Annotated in this window: 21 protein-coding genes and 1 riboswitch; of the genes, 10 read left to right on the forward strand and 11 right to left on the reverse strand. The window is 71.6% G+C overall.

All coding sequences use genetic code 11. The features are described 5' to 3' along the window. Nucleotides 1-185 precede the first annotated feature (185 nt). From lipB to ACFYXE_RS12260, 5 genes are all read left to right on the forward strand, one after another. Nucleotides 186-1064 (forward strand): lipoyl(octanoyl) transferase LipB, encoded by an 879-nt coding sequence (gene lipB, locus ACFYXE_RS12240; protein ID WP_389311652.1) that lies wholly within the window; start codon nt 186-188, stop codon nt 1062-1064. Nucleotides 1065-1183: 119 nt separating this feature from the next. Then, nucleotides 1184-2149, forward strand: a complete 966-nt coding sequence (locus ACFYXE_RS12245; RefSeq protein ID WP_361165654.1) for a lipoyl synthase — start codon at nt 1184-1186, stop codon at nt 2147-2149. Between the two features lie 350 nt (nt 2150-2499). Then, nucleotides 2500-2703 (forward strand): hypothetical protein, encoded by a 204-nt coding sequence (locus ACFYXE_RS12250; RefSeq protein ID WP_361165651.1) that lies wholly within the window; start codon nt 2500-2502, stop codon nt 2701-2703. A gap of 30 nt (nt 2704-2733) precedes the next feature. Then, nucleotides 2734-3441, forward strand: coding sequence for a DUF4191 domain-containing protein (locus ACFYXE_RS12255; RefSeq protein ID WP_361165648.1), 708 nt, complete (start codon nt 2734-2736; stop codon nt 3439-3441). A gap of 317 nt (nt 3442-3758) precedes the next feature. Continuing rightward, complete coding sequence (locus ACFYXE_RS12260) at nt 3759-4235, forward strand: nuclear transport factor 2 family protein (RefSeq protein WP_389311655.1); 477 nt, start codon at nt 3759-3761, stop codon at nt 4233-4235. A 66-nt stretch (nt 4236-4301) separates the two neighbouring features. Here the strand turns inward: ACFYXE_RS12260 and ACFYXE_RS12265 are convergent, their stop codons facing one another. The 4 genes from ACFYXE_RS12265 to ACFYXE_RS12280 form a co-directional block, all read right to left on the reverse strand. Then, nucleotides 4302-4820, reverse strand: coding sequence for a hypothetical protein (locus ACFYXE_RS12265; RefSeq protein ID WP_389311657.1), 519 nt, complete (start codon nt 4818-4820; stop codon nt 4302-4304). A gap of 188 nt (nt 4821-5008) precedes the next feature. Next, the gene (locus ACFYXE_RS12270) at nt 5009-5419 is read right to left on the reverse strand and encodes an arsenate reductase ArsC (protein WP_389311659.1); all 411 of its coding nucleotides are present in this window, start codon (nt 5417-5419) and stop codon (nt 5009-5011) included. Beyond that, nucleotides 5412-6500, reverse strand: a complete 1089-nt coding sequence (gene arsB, locus ACFYXE_RS12275; protein ID WP_389311661.1) for an ACR3 family arsenite efflux transporter — start codon at nt 6498-6500, stop codon at nt 5412-5414. Before arsB ends, ACFYXE_RS12270 begins: the two co-directional genes overlap by 8 nt. After that, the gene (locus ACFYXE_RS12280) at nt 6497-6895 is read right to left on the reverse strand and encodes an ArsR/SmtB family transcription factor (RefSeq protein WP_389311663.1); all 399 of its coding nucleotides are present in this window, start codon (nt 6893-6895) and stop codon (nt 6497-6499) included. Before ACFYXE_RS12280 ends, arsB begins: the two co-directional genes overlap by 4 nt. Nucleotides 6896-6973: 78 nt before the next feature. On the opposite strand from ACFYXE_RS12280, the gene ACFYXE_RS12285 reads away from it, so the two are divergent. Beyond that, nucleotides 6974-7420, forward strand: coding sequence for an ArsI/CadI family heavy metal resistance metalloenzyme (locus ACFYXE_RS12285; RefSeq protein ID WP_389311665.1), 447 nt, complete (start codon nt 6974-6976; stop codon nt 7418-7420). Between the two features lie 478 nt (nt 7421-7898). Further along, nucleotides 7899-8291, forward strand: coding sequence for a hypothetical protein (locus ACFYXE_RS12290; RefSeq protein ID WP_361165636.1), 393 nt, complete (start codon nt 7899-7901; stop codon nt 8289-8291). Nucleotides 8292-8409: 118 nt separating this feature from the next. On the opposite strand, the gene ACFYXE_RS12295 is transcribed toward ACFYXE_RS12290, so the two are convergent. Continuing rightward, nucleotides 8410-8877 (reverse strand): RDD family protein, encoded by a 468-nt coding sequence (locus tag ACFYXE_RS12295; protein ID WP_361165633.1) that lies wholly within the window; start codon nt 8875-8877, stop codon nt 8410-8412. Nucleotides 8878-9146: 269 nt separating this feature from the next. Here ACFYXE_RS12295 and glnA point away from each other — a divergent pair, with 269 nt between their 5' ends. Both glnA and ACFYXE_RS12305 read left to right on the forward strand, forming a co-directional pair. Further along, nucleotides 9147-10556, forward strand: a complete 1410-nt coding sequence (glnA, locus tag ACFYXE_RS12300; protein ID WP_361165713.1) for a type I glutamate--ammonia ligase — start codon at nt 9147-9149, stop codon at nt 10554-10556. A gap of 299 nt (nt 10557-10855) precedes the next feature. Beyond that, nucleotides 10856-11320 carry a hypothetical protein gene (locus tag ACFYXE_RS12305; protein ID WP_389311668.1) on the forward strand — a complete coding sequence of 155 codons (465 nt, stop codon included), beginning with the start codon at nt 10856-10858 and terminating at the stop codon, nt 11318-11320. A 19-nt stretch (nt 11321-11339) separates the two neighbouring features. On the opposite strand, the gene ACFYXE_RS12310 is transcribed toward ACFYXE_RS12305, so the two are convergent. From ACFYXE_RS12310 to ACFYXE_RS12335, 6 genes are all read right to left on the reverse strand, one after another. Further along, nucleotides 11340-12116, reverse strand: coding sequence for a metallophosphoesterase (locus ACFYXE_RS12310; protein WP_389311670.1), 777 nt, complete (start codon nt 12114-12116; stop codon nt 11340-11342). A 208-nt stretch (nt 12117-12324) separates the two neighbouring features. Further along, on the reverse strand, nt 12325-13173 hold the full coding sequence (locus ACFYXE_RS12315; protein WP_389311672.1) for an ABC transporter ATP-binding protein: 849 nt from the start codon (nt 13171-13173) through the stop codon (nt 12325-12327). Continuing rightward, the gene (locus tag ACFYXE_RS12320) at nt 13170-14165 is read right to left on the reverse strand and encodes a FecCD family ABC transporter permease (protein ID WP_389312534.1); all 996 of its coding nucleotides are present in this window, start codon (nt 14163-14165) and stop codon (nt 13170-13172) included. The genes ACFYXE_RS12315 and ACFYXE_RS12320 overlap by 4 nt, the downstream gene beginning before the upstream one ends. 161 nt (nt 14166-14326) lie before the next feature. Further along, nucleotides 14327-15313, reverse strand: coding sequence for an ABC transporter substrate-binding protein (locus tag ACFYXE_RS12325; RefSeq protein ID WP_389312536.1), 987 nt, complete (start codon nt 15311-15313; stop codon nt 14327-14329). Between the two features lie 107 nt (nt 15314-15420). After that, nucleotides 15421-15608: riboswitch (cobalamin riboswitch) on the reverse strand. A 51-nt stretch (nt 15609-15659) separates the two neighbouring features. Then, nucleotides 15660-16163 (reverse strand): VOC family protein, encoded by a 504-nt coding sequence (locus tag ACFYXE_RS12330; protein ID WP_389311674.1) that lies wholly within the window; start codon nt 16161-16163, stop codon nt 15660-15662. Further along, entirely contained in the window at nt 16138-17025 is an 888-nt protein-coding gene (locus ACFYXE_RS12335; RefSeq protein ID WP_389311676.1) for a helix-turn-helix domain-containing protein, read from the reverse strand. Before ACFYXE_RS12335 ends, ACFYXE_RS12330 begins: the two co-directional genes overlap by 26 nt. Nucleotides 17026-17240: 215 nt before the next feature. Between ACFYXE_RS12335 and ACFYXE_RS12340 the strand changes: the two genes are divergently transcribed. Next, nucleotides 17241-18371: a haloacid dehalogenase-like hydrolase gene (locus ACFYXE_RS12340; protein WP_389311678.1), complete on the forward strand. Its 1131-nt coding sequence runs from the start codon at nt 17241-17243 to the stop codon at nt 18369-18371. Nucleotides 18372-18399 lie beyond the last annotated feature (28 nt).

Genomic DNA, 18399 nt, shown 5'->3' on the forward strand with positions numbered 1-18399 from the left:
CTTGAGCAGCCCTTATGGCCTCGTGAACGGCGTGAATGTAGCGGCCATCACAGCCTGTGGACCCCCTTTCGTCCGTCATTCATCCGATCGTGTGAGGAACCCGGGCCGAGGTTGTCGGTCGAGGCGGCCCGTACAGTGGCAGGGGCGCGATATGTGCACGATGAACGTTCAGGGAGGCACCTGCCGTGAGTGAGTTTCGGTTCGTCCGGCTGGGCTTCGGCCCGGACTCCGTGGAGTACCAAGAGGCATGGGACGAGCAGCGCCGCGTGCACGCCGCCCGTTTCGCCGACGAGGTCCCGGACACCTGCCTGCTCCTGGAGCACCCGCCGGTCTACACCGCGGGCCGCCGCACCGAGGACAGCGAGCGCCCGCTGGACGGCACCCCGGTCGTCGACGTCGACCGCGGCGGCAAGATCACCTGGCACGGGCCCGGCCAGCTGGTCGGCTACCCGATCCAGAAGCTGCCCCGCCCGGTGGACGTCGTAGCACATGTACGCCGCCTGGAAGAGGCACTTATCCGTACGTGCGCGGAGTTCGGTCTGCGGACGACCCGCATCGAGGGGCGCAGCGGCGTCTGGGTCCTGGGCGACCCGGTGGAGCAGCGCCCCGCGCTCGGCGGGCTCTCCCTCGACTTCGACCCGCGGCTGCAGGACGACGAGTTCGACGCCCGGTTCAACGGCCCGGAGTACGCCCCCTCCAACGCGGGCCAGCGCCGCGAGGACCGCAAGATCGCCGCGATCGGCATCCGGGTCGCCAAGGGCGTGACGATGCACGGCTTCGCGCTGAACGTGAACCCGGACAACACGTGGTTCGACCGGATCATCCCGTGCGGCATCCGGGACGCGGGCGTGACGTCCCTCTCGTACGAGCTGGACCGCGAGGTCACCATCGCGGACGTGCTGCCGGTCGCCGAGCGGCACCTGCGGGAGGTCCTGGAGAACGCGGAGCTGAAGCCGCGCGTCGTCGAGAAGACGGAGACGGCCGGGCAGACCGGGACGGCCGGGCAGACCGGGGCGGCCGGGCAGATCGAGACGGCCGGGCAGGCCGAGAAGGCCAGCGCCTAAAAGGAACCGGGGTTCGGGGGAATGCACCCCCTTGGCCAGAGGTTGGCCAGAAGTAAGCCCACCGACATCAGGGGCGTACCCTGGTGTGCGCCGAAGAATCGAAGCTACAGGGAGCCGATGTGTCCGCAGTCGCACCCGACGGACGCAAGATGCTGCGCCTGGAGGTCCGGAACGCCCAGACCCCCATCGAGCGCAAGCCCGAGTGGATCAAGACCCGGGCGAAAATGGGCCCCGAGTACAACGCCCTGCAGAAGCTCGTGAAGAGCGAGGGTCTGCACACGGTCTGCCAGGAGGCGGGCTGTCCGAACATCTACGAGTGCTGGGAAGACCGCGAGGCCACGTTCCTCATCGGCGGCGACCAGTGCACGCGGCGCTGCGACTTCTGCCAGATCGACACCGGCAAGCCGCAGGCCCTCGACCGCGACGAGCCGCGGCGCGTGGGCGAGTCCGTCGTCACGATGGACCTGAACTACGCCACGATCACCGGCGTCGCCCGCGACGACCTGGAGGACGGCGGCGCCTGGCTGTACGCCGAGACGGTGCGCCAGATCCACGCGATGACGGCGGAGCGCGCCGAGGGCTACACCAAGGTCGAGCTGCTCATCCCGGACTTCAACGCCGACCCGGACCAGCTGGCCGAGGTCTTCTCGTCCCGCCCCGAGGTCCTCGGGCACAACGTGGAGACGGTGCCGCGCATCTTCAAGCGCATCCGCCCCGGCTTCCGCTACGAGCGCTCCCTCGAGGTCATCACGAAGGCCCGTGAGGCCGGCCTGGTCACCAAGTCGAACCTGATCCTCGGCATGGGCGAGACCCGCGAAGAGGTCAGCGAGGCGCTGCGCCAGCTGCACGAGGCGGGCACCGAGCTCATCACGATCACCCAGTACCTGCGGCCGACCCCGCGCCACCACCCCGTGGAGCGCTGGGTGAAGCCGGCCGAGTTCGTGGAGCTGAAGGACGAGGCCGAGCAGATCGGCTTCTCCGGCGTGATGTCCGGGCCGCTGGTCCGCTCCTCGTACCGCGCGGGCCGCCTCTACCAGATGGCGATCGAGAAGCGCGGCCAGTACGTCGCCTCGCAGGCCGTCTGAGGCGACCGCGGGCCCTCCGCGTCGGAGGGTGCGGCGGACGGCGCGAGCCGGGCCCCGTGACGCGGGCACATGCCGCCCGCGCGCACGCCGTGTGAATCGGCGCACAAGTGACTACCCACCGGTAAAAGCCGCGACGACGCGGTCCGCACGATCCCCGCAGGTGACGGGGGCGTACGGGCCGCGTCAGCGTTTTGCGGCATGGCGTCAAGGTTTCATCCGTGTTTGACCACCCGGTCACGCCCTGGTAACACCAATCAGTGACCCTGGTACTACCGCACGTGAAGCACCGCACGCAGAGCACCGCCCCAGCCGTTCCCCCCACCCGAGCCGCTCCCCAGGAGGGCCCCATCATGCAGGCCGCGCCCGTTCGCGCCACCGCCATCCCGTCCGTCGCCGACGCCCTGCGCGCCGTCGAGTCGCTGCTCATGAGCGGCGGCCAGCGCACCGCACGGCGCAATGCGTGGACGTCCGTCCTGGAGGACCGGCGCCGCGCCAAGGACCGGGTCGACGCGCTGCGCGTGCTCGAAGAGGCCGTGACAACCCGCACGTCGTAGTCGCATCCGGGGGCACGTAGACTTCGCCTCATGGCGAGGAAGGAATCCACCGCGGCGGATGCGGCCGCGGAGCCAGGGCGACTCAAGCAGATTGCCCTGACCTACAAGATGACCCGGCGGGCCGACTCCAAGATCGGTCTCATCATCGCGGCTGTGGGAATCGTCACCTTTGGCGTCTTCCTCGCGATCGGTTTCTGGCTTGGTCACCCGGTCTACCTGGGCATTCTCGGTTTCCTGCTCGCCTTCCTCGCGATGGCGATCGTCTTCGGACGCAGGGCCGAGCGGGCCGCTTTCGGGCAGATGGAGGGCCAGCCCGGCGCGGCGGCCGCGGTGCTCGACAAGATCGGCCGCGGCTGGACGACGACCCCCGCGGTCGCGATGAACCGCAGCCAGGACGTGGTGCACCGCACCGTCGGCAAGGCCGGCATCGTCCTGGTGGCCGAGGGCAACCCGAACCGCGTGAAGGGCCTGCTGGCCGCCGAGAAGCGGAAGATGGCGCGCATCGTGGCGGACGTCCCGGTGCACGACGTCATCGTCGGCACCACGGACGACACGGTCTCCCTGAAGAAGCTCCGTACGACGCTCCTGAAGCTCCCCCGCGTCCTCACGGGCCCGCAGGTGACGGCGACGAACGACCGCCTGCGCGCGATGGGCGACCTGATGTCGAACATGCCGCTGCCGAAGGGTCCGATGCCCAAGGGCATGCGGATGCCGCGCGGCGGCCCGAAGACGAAGTAGCCCACCACGGCACGGCCCGCCCCCGGACGGCCCGCCACGATCAGCCAGGCCTCGCTCCTCCCGCCGACCCCATCGGCAGGAGGAGCGAGGCCTCGCCATTGAGCGGCTCCTGCAGCCCGGACCAGGCGGCGACCGGACACGCCAACCCGCGGTGCATGGGCAGCGGACGAGTGCCAGCGCGCGCCCACTTTTCCACGCCCCGCGCGTCGATCTGGGGGCACGAGCAGGGCGCTCCCCCGATCTTGAGTCCTGGGCGCTGTTTCTCGGATCATGTGCGGTGAGACAGACCGTCCCTCGACGCAACCGGAGGCAGATCCATGGCCGCTTCACAAGAAGTCAGCGCATCCCGACGGGAACTGTTCGCCCTGCTGGAGAACGTGGACACCGTCAAGGAGTTCTTCGCGTACCTCGCGGACGACGTGCGGTGGACCCTGCACGGCCGGCATCCGCTCGCCGGGCAGTACCGCAGCAAGGCGGAGTTAATTCCGGCCTCGATCGGCCAGGTCCTGCCCCTGCTCTCCGGAGGACTGCGGTTCCACGTCAAAGCCCTGCACGGCGACGGGCCGGTGTCCGTGGTGGAGATGCAGGGTGTCGGCGTCGCTCTCGACGGCGTTCCGTACGACCCCTTCTACGTCTGGGTCTGCCACTTCGACTCGCGGGGCGACACCATCGTCGCGGTCGACGCCTACATCGACTCCGTCGCGGTCACCGACATCCTGAACCGCCTGGCACCCCGCCAGTACCCGGACCCGGCCGCCCCGCACACCGACGCCGCAGGACGCGTCGAGGGCTGAGGCCTTGCCGTCGGCGCCTCGGGCGGCTCGCCGCCGGGGAGGCGGCGAGCCACCGGTGAGCCAGGGTCAGGGCGCCTCTTTCAGGCGGGTGAGGGTGAAGACCAAGGACTCGACGTGCTCGGGTGAGCCCTCGCTCCCGTCCGAGAAGTCCGCGAACTCCAGGACCACGTCATCCTTGTCCCTGCGAGCCTTCACCTTCTCGCCGAGGCCGACCGCCCAACCTCCCTGCATGGAGTACTCCCGGGACAGAGCCTCCTTGGCGGGCTCCGGAACCGACGGGATGCGGTAGGGCTTCGCGCCCTCACTGTCGACGCCGTCCATGGTGACCGTGAGGCGGGAGGCGTCGTACCGCCACCGGCCCGAGAGTCCCAACCGGGTCTCCGACCACTGCCCGTCGCCGGTGATGGTCAAGTTCCCTTCGATACCCGTGTTGGTCGTGAACTTCCAGGAACCCTCGGCGAACGCGGTGACCGCCTTCTCCACCGGGCTCCCGCACCCCGACACCGCGGAAGCGGCGATCCCCGCAAGCAGGTACCGCAGCGCTGCCCGACGGCCCACTAAGCCGACCAGATCACGCTTCCTCATACGATCCTCCCCCTCCGGGCCCCGTTCGGGACGCCAGGCTCATCCGATGACCGGAGGGGCAAGACTGCGCCGCTCTGCCGGCGCTGACAAGACCCGAACGCGTCGGCCTCTCCGGTCGCCCGGGCCTCGCCACGGTGGGCGTGGTGCTGTTCGCGCGCCGGCCAGGACGCCGGAGGACCCCAGGAGGGCTACGCCCGCAGCAGCTCCGCCAGCAGTCGGTGGACGCGCTGTCGGATCTCGTCCCGGATCGGGCGGACCGCCTCGACGCCCCGCCCGGCCGGGTCCTCCAGCCGCCAGTCCAGGTACCTCGTGCCCGGGAAGACGGGGCAGGCGTCACCGCAGCCCATCGTGATCACCACATCGGATGCCCGCACGGCCTCGGCGGCGAGCACCTTCGGCACCTCGGCCGAGACGTCGATGCCCACCTCCGCCATCGCCGCGACGACGGCGGGGTTCACCGCGTCGGCCGGACGGGAACCGGCGGACCGGACCCGTACACGGCCGCCCGCGAGGTGCGTCAGGAACGCCGCGGCCATCTGGGAGCGGCCGGCGTTGTGGACGCAGACGAACAGTACGGACGGCAGGGCGTCGTCAGACATGGGCGGGGTCCTTCCCGGTCAGCGCCACGGAGGGGGCGAAGAAGCGCCGGGCGTACAGCGCGACATGGACGAGGCCGATCAGGGCCGGCACCTCGATGAGCGGGCCGACCACACCGGCGAGTGCCTGCCCGGACGTGGCTCCGAACGTGGCGACGGCCACCGCGATGGCCAACTCGAAGTTGTTGCCCGCGGCGGTGAACGCGAGGGTCGTCGCGCGGGGATGACCGAGGCCCACGGCGCGGCCGAGCGCCAACGAGCCGACCCACATGATCGCGAAGTACACGAGCAGCGGCAGCGCGATACGGACGACGTCGAGCGGCCGGGAGGCGATCGCGTCGCCTTGGAGCGCGAAGAGCACCACGATGGTGAACAGCAGGCCGTACAGGGCGAACGGGCCGACGCGCGGGACGAACCGCGCCTCGTACCAGGCGCGGCCCTTGACGCTCTCGCCGATCCGGCGCGTGAGGAAGCCGGCGACGAGCGGGACGCCGAGGAAGATCAGTACGCTGCGCGCGATCTCCCACACGGACACGTCGAGGCCCACCTGCGCCAGGCCGAGCAGGCCCGGCAGCACGGACAGGTAGAACCAGCCCAGGGCCGAGAACGCGATCACCTGGAACACGGAGTTCAGCGCCACCAGGACGGCGGCGGCCTCGCGGTCCCCACCGGCCAGGTCGTTCCAGATGACCACCATGGCGATGCAGCGCGCCAGTCCCACGATGATCAGGCCCGTGCGGTACTCGGGCAGGTCCGGCAGGAACAGCCAGGCCAGGGCGAACATCAAGGCCGGCCCGAGGATCCAGTTCAGCAGCAGGGACGGCAGCAGCAGGCGGCGGTCGCCGGTGACGGCGCCGAGCCGGTCGTAGCGCACCTTGGCGAGGACCGGGTACATCATCACGAGCAGGCCGAGCGCGATCGGCAGCGACACCCCGGTCACGGTGACCCCGGCGAGCGCGTCCCCCAGGCCCGGCACCACGCGGCCGAGGCCGAGTCCGACGGCCATCGCGGCGAGGATCCACACGGCGAGGTACCGGTCGAGGAACGCGAGGCGACCGGCCACCGGGCCTTCGGGGGCGCTCACGAAGTGACGTCCGCGGAGTCGGGCACGGCCTCGCCCGCGGGCCGGGCCAGGACGCCCGCGAGACGGTCGGTCATCGCGGGCAGCAGCCAGTAGTACACCCACGTGCCGCGGCGCTCGCAGTCGATGAGGCCCGCCTGCCGCAGCAGCTTGAGGTGGTGCGAGATCGTCGGCTGCGAGAGGTCGAAGGCGGGCGTCAGGTCGCAGACGCAGACCTCACCACCGGCGCGCGAGGCGATCATCGAGAGCAACCGCAGCCGTACGGGATCGCCCAGCGCCTTGAACACCTTCGCCAGGTCCACGGCCTGCTCCTCGTCGAGGGGAGCGGTCAGCAGACCGGGGCAGCAGTCACCGGTCCCGTCGGACGGGCCGAGTACCGCGAGCTCTTGTTTCGACATTCTTCTATGTTGACGTTCTTCGATACAAGATGCAACCTTGAATCGACAGACATCAATACAGCCGATCGGAGCACCGCCATGTCCCGTGCACAACTCGCCCTGCGCGTCAGCGATCTCGAAGCGTCGGTCACCTTCTACACGAAGCTGTTCGGCACTGGACCGGCCAAGCGGCGCGAGGGCTACGCCAACTTCGCCCTCACCGAGCCGCCGCTCAAGCTCGTGCTGATCGAGGGCGAGCCCGGACAGGAGACCCGCCTCGACCACCTCGGCGTGGAGGTGGCGGCGGCCGAGCAGGTGACCGCCGCGACGACCCGGCTCAAGGACGCCGGCCTCGCCACGTTCGAGGAGAACGACACCTCCTGCTGCTACGCCCTCCAGGACAAGGTGTGGGTCCACGGCCCCGGCAAGGAGCCGTGGGAGGTCTACGTCGTCAAGGCCGACGCCGACACACTCGGCAAGAGCGCCGAGAGCCCCGTGCCCGGCGGCGAGTGCTGCACGAACGACCCGTCACCGACGCTCGGTTGAGGGAGAGTCGCCCCCCTGACCGTCCAACGCGCCGACGTCGGCTCCCTGCGCGAGGGGCGGGACGGGACCGTCGTCCACGACATCCCCGACGACGGCACCTGGTCGCGCTTCAGGCCGCCGCTCTCCGACGCCGCACCCGCGTACACCGCGCGGATCGCCCGCGAGTTCGCCGGCTGGGCGCCGGAGCTCACCTCGCTCATCACCGAGGCGGACATCCCGCCGACCGTACGCCCCCTGTTCACGCTCGAGAACGCGACGGCCGACGACATCCTGAAAGCACTCGGCGAACAGGGCCGATAGCCGGGGAATTCATAACGCGCCATGGACTGGATGGCGGAGGAATTACCCCGACAGGAATGAAGCGCCGACCGGCACGGTCGAAATGTGCCGTGACGTTTCTCCCCGGACGATAATTTCTGATCGCGACGCCAACACTGGTCGTCAAAAACGAGCAAATCAAAGCGAATGGGGAGCAAGAATGATCCGGAAGGTTCTGGCCGGTGCGGCGCTCGCGTCCGCTGCCGCCGCGGCCACCGTCGGCACCACGGGCATCGCCTCGGCCACCGAGGGCGGCCCGCAGGCCGAGACCGCGACCAGTGCGCACGACATGAACCAGTCGGCGCGCGCCGCGTACGGCGAGACGGCGAGCGGCACCGGCGTCTCCCCGTTCGCCACCGAGAACGGTGACGTCGCCATCGCGGGCGACCCGGGCGGCATCGCCAACAGCTACGGCGCCCCGTTCGTCGACGTGGACCTGCGCTGCGCGGTCCCGGCGACCCAGGGTGTGGGCGGCAACGTCCTCGGCGGTCCGGTGGCGGCCTGCGACACGGCGCCGGTCGACCAGTTCGACGCGCCCGAGCGCATCCTCTGAGACCTGCCGCGACGGGGCTCGTCACCAGCCCCGTACCGAGCTGCCCCTCGGCCGTGCCCGTTCCCGGCACGGCCGAGGGGCATTTCCCGTGCCGGGGAGCCCGCGGGGGCTCCGGCGATCAGATGCGGATCTGCACCGAGCGCGAGAGGCGGTCGTGCAGGCCGCGGCCGTCGCGGTCCCAGATCAGGGCCGGGACGACGAGGCAGAGCAGGATGCTGCGGACCAGGACCCATCCGGCGCCGAGCCGGCCGCCGCCCTCGGCGACCAGACGCAGCCGGAAGAGGGACTTGCCCGGGGTGCAGCCGACCGTGCCGACGGTCAGCACGCTCATGACGAAGAAGATCCCGAGGGCCCAGTTGCCCATCGCCTGCTGGTCACCGCGGGCGAAGAAGCCGTATGCGATCACCATGCACAGGGCCCAGTCGACGGCGACGGCACCGATGCGGCGCCCGGGGCGCGCGATCGAGCCCGGGCCCTCCTCGGGCAGGCCGAGCTGCTGGCCCCGGTACCCGAAGTCGACTCCGGCTTCCTCCGCGGCCGCGCGCGGGCCGGACAGCCACGATCCGATTGCTTGCCTCTTGTCCACCCGTCAAAGGTACTGCGCCCCTTGTCCCACGGGGACGGGCGGGGTCGGACCCCGCCGGTCCGGCGCCCGGCGCGGGAAGGGGCCGCGGTGATTCCGGGCGGCTCGACGGGGTACCGGACACCCGGGCCGGTTAACTTGGGTGAAACAAATGGGTCACGCTTGAGAAATCCCCCGTCCTTATGGTCGGGTCCCAGCGTGTGCCACCGCACTGGCCGCACCACGAGCTGCAACCCCGTCCCGCCTCGGGCGGGAGTAGGAGGAGTTGGATGTTGTTCCAGAACGCCGACGACGCGAAGAAGTACATCGCGGACGAGGACGTCAAGTTCATCGACGTCCGATTCTGCGACCTGCCCGGAGTGATGCAGCACTTCACGATCCCGGCGGCGGCGTTCGACCCGGACGAGGAGCTGGCCTTCGACGGTTCGTCGATCCGCGGCTTCCAGGCCATCCACGAGTCCGACATGGCGCTGCGCGCCGACCTGTCGACGGCCCGGGTCGACCCGTTCCGCCGCGACAAGACCGTCAACATCAACTTCTTCATCCACGACCCGATCACCGGCGAGCAGTACAGCCGTGACCCGCGCAACGTGGCCAAGAAGGCCGAGGCGTACCTCGCCTCCACCGGCATCGCCGACACCGCGTACTTCGGCCCCGAGGCCGAGTTCTACGTCTTCGACAACGTCCGCTTCCAGACGTCGGCGAACGAGAGCTTCTACCACATCGACTCCGAGGCCGGCGCCTGGAACACCGGTGCGGTCGAGAACAACCGCGGCTACAAGGTCCGCTACAAGGGCGGCTACTTCCCGGCCCCGCCGGTCGACCACTTCGCCGACCTGCGGGCCGAGATCTCCCTGGAGCTGGACAAGAACGGCCTCCAGGTCGAGCGCCAGCACCACGAGGTGGGCACGGCCGGCCAGGCCGAGATCAACTACAAGTTCAACACGCTGCTCGCCGCGGCCGACGACCTGATGCTCTTCAAGTACATCGTGAAGAACGTCGCCTGGCGCAACGAGAAGACCGCGACCTTCATGCCGAAGCCGATCTTCGGCGACAACGGCTCGGGCATGCACGTCCACCAGTCGCTGTGGTCGGGCGGCGACCCGCTCTTCTACGACGAGCAGGGCTACGCGGGCCTCTCGGACACCGCCCGCTACTACATCGGCGGCATCCTCAAGCACGCGCCCTCGCTGCTGGCCTTCACCAACCCGACGGTGAACTCGTACCACCGCCTGGTCCCCGGCTTCGAGGCCCCGGTCAACATGGTCTACTCGCAGCGCAACCGCTCGGCGGCCATGCGTATCCCGATCACGGGCTCGAACCCGAAGGCCAAGCGCGTCGAGTTCCGCGCGCCGGACCCGTCCTCGAACCCGTACCTGGCGTTCTCGGCGCTCCTGATGGCCGGCCTGGACGGCGTCAAGAACAAGATCGAGCCGCCGGAGCCGATCGACAAGGACCTCTACGAGCTCGCTCCCGAGGAGCACGCGGGTGTCGCCCAGGTCCCGACCTCCCTCCCCGCGGTCCTCGACGCCCTGGAGGCGGACAACGAGTACCTGCAGGCGGGCGGCGTCTTCACGTCCGACCTGATCGAGACGTGGATCGACTACAAGCGCACGAACGAGATCGCCCCGATCCAGCTGCGCCCGCACCCGCACGAGTTCGAGCTGTACTTCGACATCTAGAAGGCCCGCGGGCCGGGCGGACCACCGCCCACCCGTGACGCCTTTCGGGCCGTCGGTCGCGTTTCCTCCTTGTCAGGGCAGGGAGGAACCGGCCGACGGCTCTTTTCGTATTTCCCTTTTCATATTTCTCATCAGCTTTATTCCGTAAGTCCTACGATCCGCCTTTCCCATGAACGGAAAGGTGGGTCGAGGTCTTCCCGGGCCCTGCTAATTTGGCTTCCCCCACGACAACACGACAATGGGCAGCGAGATTCACCTCCCCGATTCACTTCCTCGATCCACTTCCCCGGGAGAAAACTGTGGTGCGCGTATGGGCGGCGGCGGGAGGGCTCGTCATCGCGGCGGGGGCGTATGCCGTGACGGCGCAGGGGCCGGGCGGTCAGGAACCGCCGCCGCTGCCCTCGCTGCGGCTGATCCAGGAGCGGGGACCGGACGCCGTCCGGGACGGTGATCTCCTCGCCTCGCGGTTCACCGTGCGGGACGCGGCCGGGACGACGGTGGGCGGGGCCTACGAGACGTGCGCCAAGGAGGCCGTCGGGGCCGGCGCGGTCACCGCGTACTGCTCCGGGATCATCGAGGTCGAGGGCCGGGGGAAGATCGGCTTCCAGGCGTCCCGTTCGGTGGCGGGCGACCCGCGGGACGACCACGCCGAGGTCACCGGGATCGTCACCGGAGGCACCGGCGCCTTCGTCCGCGCCGACGGGGAGATGGTGCTAGCCCCGCCGGCCTCCGCCGGCGGGGCCTGGCGCGCGGAGTTCCGCTGAGGACGCCCCCGCGGCCCGCTCAGCCGTCGCCGAGCGGCACCGGACGGTAGTGCGTGGTGAGCCGGCCCGTGTCGTCCAGGACGTGGAAGGCCACGGACGGCGGCAGGTCGCGGTGGACGTGGTGGTCGGGGCCGTTCCGGTGCTCCCAGGGGAGGCGGAGGGTGGAGACGACGCCCGGCGCGACCAGGAGCGGGCGGCCCGCGAAGGTCGTCGCCGCGGGCGTGTGGGCGTGCCCGGCGAGGAACGCCGTCACGTTGGGGTGGCGGGCGGTCAGTTCGGCGAGGCGGTGCTCGTCGCGCTGGCGGATCCCGTCGACGTAGGGCGTGTGCAGCGGGACCGGCGGGTGGTGGAAGGCGATCAGCACCGGCACCGTCGGCGGGGTGGCGGCCAGCGTGTCCGCGAGCCGGGCCAGGGTCTCGTCCGCCAGCCTGCCGTGGTGCTCGCCGGGCACCGAGGTGTCGCACAGCGCGAGGACGAACCGGTCGGTGGCGTGCACCAGGTCGACCGGCGCGGTGCTCGGGGCCTCGCCGAGGAAGTGCTCGCGGTACGCGGCGCGCTCGTCGTGGTTGCCGGGGCAGGCCAGTACGGGGTGGCGGGACGCCAGGAGCTCACGGGCCGCCGCGTACTCGTCCGGGGTGGCGTGGTCGGCGACGTCGCCGGTGACCAGGACGGCGTCCAGGTCGTACGGGAGGTCGTTCAGGTAGGCCATGACGGCGCGGGTGCGCCCGACGCTGCGTCCGGCGTCGGCGGCGCCGGTGTCGATGTGGGTGTCGCTGAGGTGGGCTATCACGTGCATGCCCCGAACCTACGGGGTGCGCCGGGACGGGTCAGGGCGTGTGTCGGAAGTGGCGTCGTCCGCCCGCAGGGCGGGCTCGGCGGCGTCCGGTGCGTGCGATCGCAAGGCGGAGGGTCGCCCCGATACCGGGTGTATCGGGGTGATCCCGACAACGCGGCGAGCGTGCGTGCCAGGCGTCGCCGAGCAGACGGGACTTTCGCAACACGCCCTACGGGCCACCCGCGGGGCGGCGGACCGCGTCGGCCGTGGCCGCCCGGCCGCGCAGGAAGCGCACCGACAGATGGCCGTCGGGCCCGCCGGTGCCCGGCGTCACCACCGCCCGCACCCCGTACACCGCCGCGATCAGCTCCTCGGTGATCACCTCGTCCGGTGGGCCCGCCGCGTACGCGGTGCCCTCCTTGAGGACGAGCAGGTGGTCGCAGAACATCGCCGCGAGGTTGAGGTCGTGCAGCGCGATCACGCTGGTCACGGGGAGCTCCGCGACCAGCGAGAGCAGGTCCAACTGGTGCTGTACGTCGAGGTGGTTGGTCGGCTCGTCCAGGAGCAGCTCGCGGGGTTCCTGGGCGAGGGCGCGGGCGATCTGGACGCGCTGGCGCTCGCCGCCGGACAGCGTGTGCCAGGCCTGGCCGGCGCGGGCGGTGAGCCCGGTGCGCGCCAGGGCCTCGCGCACGGCCCGCTCGTCGTGCGCGGTGGGCGCCGACCACGCGCGGCGGTGCGGGATGCGGCCGAGGCGTACGACGTCCCCCACGGTCAGCTCGACCTGCGTGGCGGCGTGCTGCTCGACGACGGCGATCCGGCGGGCCACCGCACGGCGGCCGGTGTCGGCCAGCCGGCGGCCGTCCAGGGTGACCACGCCGGAGGCCGGGGCGAGGACCCCCGCGAGCAGGCGCAGGAGCGTGGACTTGCCGGAGCCGTTGGGGCCGAGGAGGCCCACGGTGGCGCCGTCGGGCGGGGCGAGGCTGACGCCGTCGACGACGAGCCGGCCGCCCGCCTCCCTGGCGACCCGGTCGGCCCGCAGCCCGGACGCCCCGCCCGGCGGGACCACGTCGTACGTCATGCCGTCCTCCGCGTCCGGTACAGCACCGCGACGAACGCGGGTACGCCGATGAGTGAGGTCACCACGCCGACCGGGACCTCCTGGGGGTCGAGGGCCGTGCGGGCGAGGGTGTCCACCCAGACCAGGAAGACCGCGCCGGCCAGCGCCGTGACGGGGAGCAGCCGGGCGTGGCCCGGGCCGACGACGGCGCGGGCCGCGTGCGGGAGCACCAGGCCGACGAAGCCGATGGCGCCCGCGGAGCTGACCAGGGCCGCGGTCAGCAGCGCCGTCGTGCACAGGAGCACGAGCCGGGTGCGGGCGACCCGCACGCCCAGCGTGGCCGCCGCCTCGGGGCCGAACGCGAAGGCGTCGAGCGTACGGGCGTGGGTGAGGCAGACGGCCAGCGCCACGGCGAGCACCGCGGCGCACAGCGACACGTCCGTCCAGCCGATCCCGCTGAGCGAGCCGAGCAGCCAGAACAGCACGCCGCGGGTGGTCTCCGCGTCGCCCGCGGTGAGGACCACGAACGAGGTGAGCGCGGAGAACAGTTGCATGGCGGCGACGCCGGAGAGCACCACCCGGTCGGTGGTGTCGCCGAGGACGTGGCTCAGGAACAGCACCAGTCCGAAGGAGCAGAGCGCGCCCGCGAAGGCGCCCGCGGACACGGACACCGCTCCCCCGCCGACGCCGAGGACGACGACCGCGACGGCCCCGGTGGACGCCCCGGACGAGACGCCGAGGACGAAGGGGTCGGCGAGGGGGTTGCGGAGCAGGGACTGCATGACCGCGCCGCACACGGCGAGGCCCGCGCCGCAGACCGCGGCGAGCAGCGTGCGGGGCATCCGCAGGTTCCAGACGATGCCGTCCCTGATCGGGGTGAGCGGGGTCTCGCCCCAGCCGAGGTGGGCGGCGACGGTCGCCCAGACGTCGGGCACGGAGAGGTCCGCGGGGCCGATGGTGACGGCCGCGGACACCGAGAGGAGGAGGGCGGCGAGGCCGCCCGCCCACAGCAGGCCGAGCCGGAGCCCGTGCCGTGGCCCGGGCCGCGGTTCGTGCTCCGCCGCCGGATCCGGCCCGGTGCCGGCGGTGCCGGGGGCGGTGTCGCGGGAGGCGGCGGAGGTCCCCGTCGCCGTGCCGCCCGGGCCCGCGCTGTCGGCTCCGGCGCCGTCTCGGCTCACGTGACGAGCCCGAACTTCCGCAGTCCGGCCGCCACTTGCTCGATGCCGTCGACCGTGCGGATCGAGGGGTTCATGGCCTGGCCGCTGAGCAGGACGTACCGCTTCTTCTTCACGGCGGTCAGGTTCTTCGTCGCCGGGTTGCTCTCCAGGAACTTGATCTTCGCCCGGGCGCTCTCGGCGGACTGCGACTTGCGGGTGAGGTCGCCGAGGACGAGGACGTCGGGGTCGCGGTCGGCGACGGTCTCCCAGTTGATCTGGGGCCACTCCTCGCGGGTGTCGTCGAAGACGTTCTTCGCGCCGAGTTCACGGGTGATGATGCCGGGGGCGCCGCAGCAGCCCGCCATGTACGGGGCGTCGGAGTTGGCGAACCAGTACAGGAGCGACGCGTCGGAGGCGTCGATGTCGTCGGTGGCCCTGGCGACGCGGCGCTTCATGCCGTCGATCAGCCGCTCGCCGCGCTGTTCGACGTCGAAGACCTTCGCCAGGTCGCGCACCTCGCCGTAGACGGTGTCCATGGTGAGGGTCTTGACGCGCTTGCCGTCGCCGCCGCCGTCGTTGTCCTTGCCCGCGCAGTCGGAGGGCGAGACGTAGACGGGGACGCCGAGCTCGGTGAACTTGGCGCGGTCGGCGACGCCGCCCTTGCCGACCGTGTAGAGGAAGGAGGCGCTGACGAAGTCCGGCTCCTTGGCCAGGACCTTCTCCAGCGACGGGTAGCGGTCGGCGAGGCGCTCGACCTTCGCGTTGTCCTTCGCGAGGTTCTTCAGGACCGGGTCGGTCCAGGTGCCGGTGCCGGCCATCCGGTCGGCGAGGCCGAGCGAGAGCAGGATCTCCGAGGAGCCCTGGTCGAGCGAGACGGCACGCTGCGGCGGGGCCTTGACCTCGGCCTTCTTGCCGCAGGAGGCGACCGTGACCGGATAGCCCGCGGCGCTCCTGCCCGCGCTCTCGGGTGCGGAGCCGTCGCCGCACGCGGTGAGCGTGAGCATTCCGGCGCAGAGCAGGGCGGATATACGGGCTGTCGAGGACACGGGATCCCTTGGATGTCACGGCTCATACGCGGAGCCTGGCCTGCGTCACGTCCTCCGCCGCCCGGTGTGCGGACGGAGGCGCCAGCAGGTCTTCGGACTCGGGGATCGACCGGACGGGGCGCCTTCCCGGGAATCCGTGGACTCCCAGTGGCCGTGGCCCCGCCCGTCCTCCCTCACCGCTGCGCGTCAGTTCCGGATTCGCACCGGATTCCCTGGCCCAGGTGTGGGTTTGACTGGCTTGCGCAAGTTATCACGCGCGCCCGGCCGGGATCGTGCCGCGCGCCCCGCCGGGGCCCGGCCGCCCTCAGCCGGTCGGCGCGGGCCGCGGCTCGCCCGGGTAGGTGCCGAACGACCAGCGGTTTCCCTCCGGGTCCAGGATGCCGAACTCCCGGCTTCCGTAGGGCTTGTCCGCGAGCTCGCCGGTGATCCGCACGCCCGCCGCGGTGAGCCGGGCGTGGAGGGCGTCGACCCGCGCGGTGACGACGTAGGCGCCGGAGGTGCCCGGCGTCCCGCAGATCCCGGCGGCCGCCGCCGGGTCGTACGACCCCAGCATGACGCCGCCGCCCTCGGGCCAGTCGAGCTGGGCGTGGGCGACGCGGTCGCCGTCCGTGTGGACGACGGTGCGCAGGAAGCCGACGGTGCCGACGAGGAAGTCGATCAGCGCGGGGGCGTCCCGCGCCTGGAGGGTGGGCCAGACGGTGGGCGCGGGGGCGCCGGGCCGCGGGGCGTCCCGGGTGCCCTCGTCGGCGGCGGGCGGTCGCGGGGTGCGCGGTGCGTGGCTCTCAGGGGTGCGTGCGGTGGTGTTCATGCCCCCACTCTTCGCCCCCGCTCCCCTCCCTGGCTTGGATATTCCGGCACTCCTCGGCCAGCCAGCCGGTGGGGCTGGCCCCGGTGTACCGGCGGAAGTCGCGGACCAGGTGGGAGTGGTCGCAGTAGCCGGTGTCGGCGGCGACCCGGGCGAGGTCGGGGCGGGCGCCCGCCCCGACGGCGCGGGTCACCGCGGCCCGGGCGTGCTCGAAGCGCATCAGGCGGGCGGCCTGCTTCGGGGTGAGTCCCGTCTCGGCGCGGAACAGCGTGGTCAGCCGGCGCTCGCCGAGCGCGACGTGCCGGGACAGGCCGCCGAGGGTGCCCGCGCCGCGGTGCCGGGCGAGCCACGCCCAGGCCTCGGCGACCTCGGGGCGGACCCGGCCCGCGTCGGCGCCCGCCGCGCGGCGCCGCAGATAGCCGGAGAGCAGGGCGAAGCGGTCCGGCCACCGGTCGAGGGCGCACAGCTGGGCACGGACGTCGTCGGCCCGGCCGCCGAACACGTCGGTGCCGGGGGTCACGAGCGCGCCGGCCAGCGCGGCGGCGGGCAGGCCGAGGAGCGCGCGGGCGGCGAGGGGGTGCACGGCGAGCTGGATGCCGGCCTCGTGCTCGGGCTGGACGACGTAGGCGGGGCTCTGGTGCAGGCCGCCCACGACGATGTCGGTGCGCACCGCGTCCGTGCCGCGCGCCGCCTCGGGCGTCGCGGCGGTGGCGATGGGCCCGTCGAGGGAGAAGATCACCGTCAGCCAGGGCGAGGGCAGGCCCCGGTGCAGGGCGGGCCGCTGCCCCGCGGTGCGGTAGCCGGTCGCGGAGACGACCATGCCGTCGAGCCGGGGCACGGTGCGGACGAACTCACGGGAGCCCATGCGTTCAGTATGCGCGGCGGGGTGCGGGGCCAGTAGGCGCGGCGGGGTGCGGGGCGCGTCTGGGCGTGCGGTGCGGCTACCCGGGTTCCGCCGCCCCATGCCTGCCCGCCACGGTGACTTCGATCATGGGAATCGGCGGCCCCGCCCCATAGCATTGCGCGCCGCTCCGGACGGGGCAGCGGATCGCTCTCAGGGAACGGCAGGGACGTAGAGACATGGCAGTACGGGCAAAGGGCAAGCTGGCCGTCATCGGCACCACGGGCGCGCTGGCCGCCGCCGTCCTCGCGGGCAGCGCGCTGTGGCCGACGAGCGAGGCCACGGCCGCCGACACCTCCGCGGCCGCCTCCCGCGCTCTCTCGCACTGGCCGAAGCCCGTCGCGAAGCAGCTCGGCAAGGTCATCGCGGAGAACGACCACAAGGGCGCGTACGCCGTCTTCGACGCGGACAACACCACGTACCGCAACGACCTGGAGGAGTCGCTGCTGCCCTTCCTGGAGATGAAGGGCGTGCTGACCCGCAAGACGATGGACCCCTCCCTGAAGATCATCCCCTTCAAGGACAAGGCCGGGCACAAGGAGAGCCTCTACAGCTACTACAACCGGCTGTGCGAGGTGGACGACCAGGTCTGCTACCCCTGGGCGGCGCAGATCTTCGCGGGCTTCACCCTCAAGGAGCTGAAGGGGTACGTCGACGAGCTCCTCGCGTACAAGAAGCCGATCCCGGCCGAGTACTACGAGGACGGCAAGCTCACCCGGACCGAGGTCGAGGCGCCGGAGTTCTCCCGCGGCATGCAGCAGCTCTACAAGACGCTGCGGGCGCACGGCATCGAGGTGTACGTGGTCAGCGCGGCCAGTGAGGACCTGGTGCGCATGGTGCTCGCCGACCCGAAGTACGGCTACGGCGTGAAGCCGCAGAACGTCATCGGTGTCTCGATGCAGCTCAAGGACCGCAGGACCGGTGAGGTGACCAGCTCCCGCAAGGAGATCGCCGAGGGCCGCTTCGGCGCGAAGGACCGCGCGAAGCTCGCAGGGCGCGAGCTGACTCCGCATCTGTGGGCGCCGCTGACCTGGTACGAGGGCAAGCCCGCGGCGATCAACACCTACATCGACGAGTGGAAGAAGCCGATCCTGGCCGCCGGTGACACCCCGGCCAGCGACGGCCCGATGCTGTTCCACTCCGCCGACGTGGCGCACGGCGGGGTGCGGGTGTGGGTCAACCGCAAGGACGCGTACATGAAGCAGCTCGACGGGATGAAGAAGAAGAACGCCGAGCGCCAGCGCGAGCTGGGTCAGCGGGTGACCGCCGACAAGCGGTGGCTGACGGTCACCCCCGACCAGATCGGCTAGCGGCACGACTCCCGGGACCGGACCGAGA

Source organism: Streptomyces sp. NPDC002564 (genome assembly GCF_042889645.1).
GTDB lineage: Bacteria > Actinomycetota > Actinomycetes > Streptomycetales > Streptomycetaceae > Streptomyces.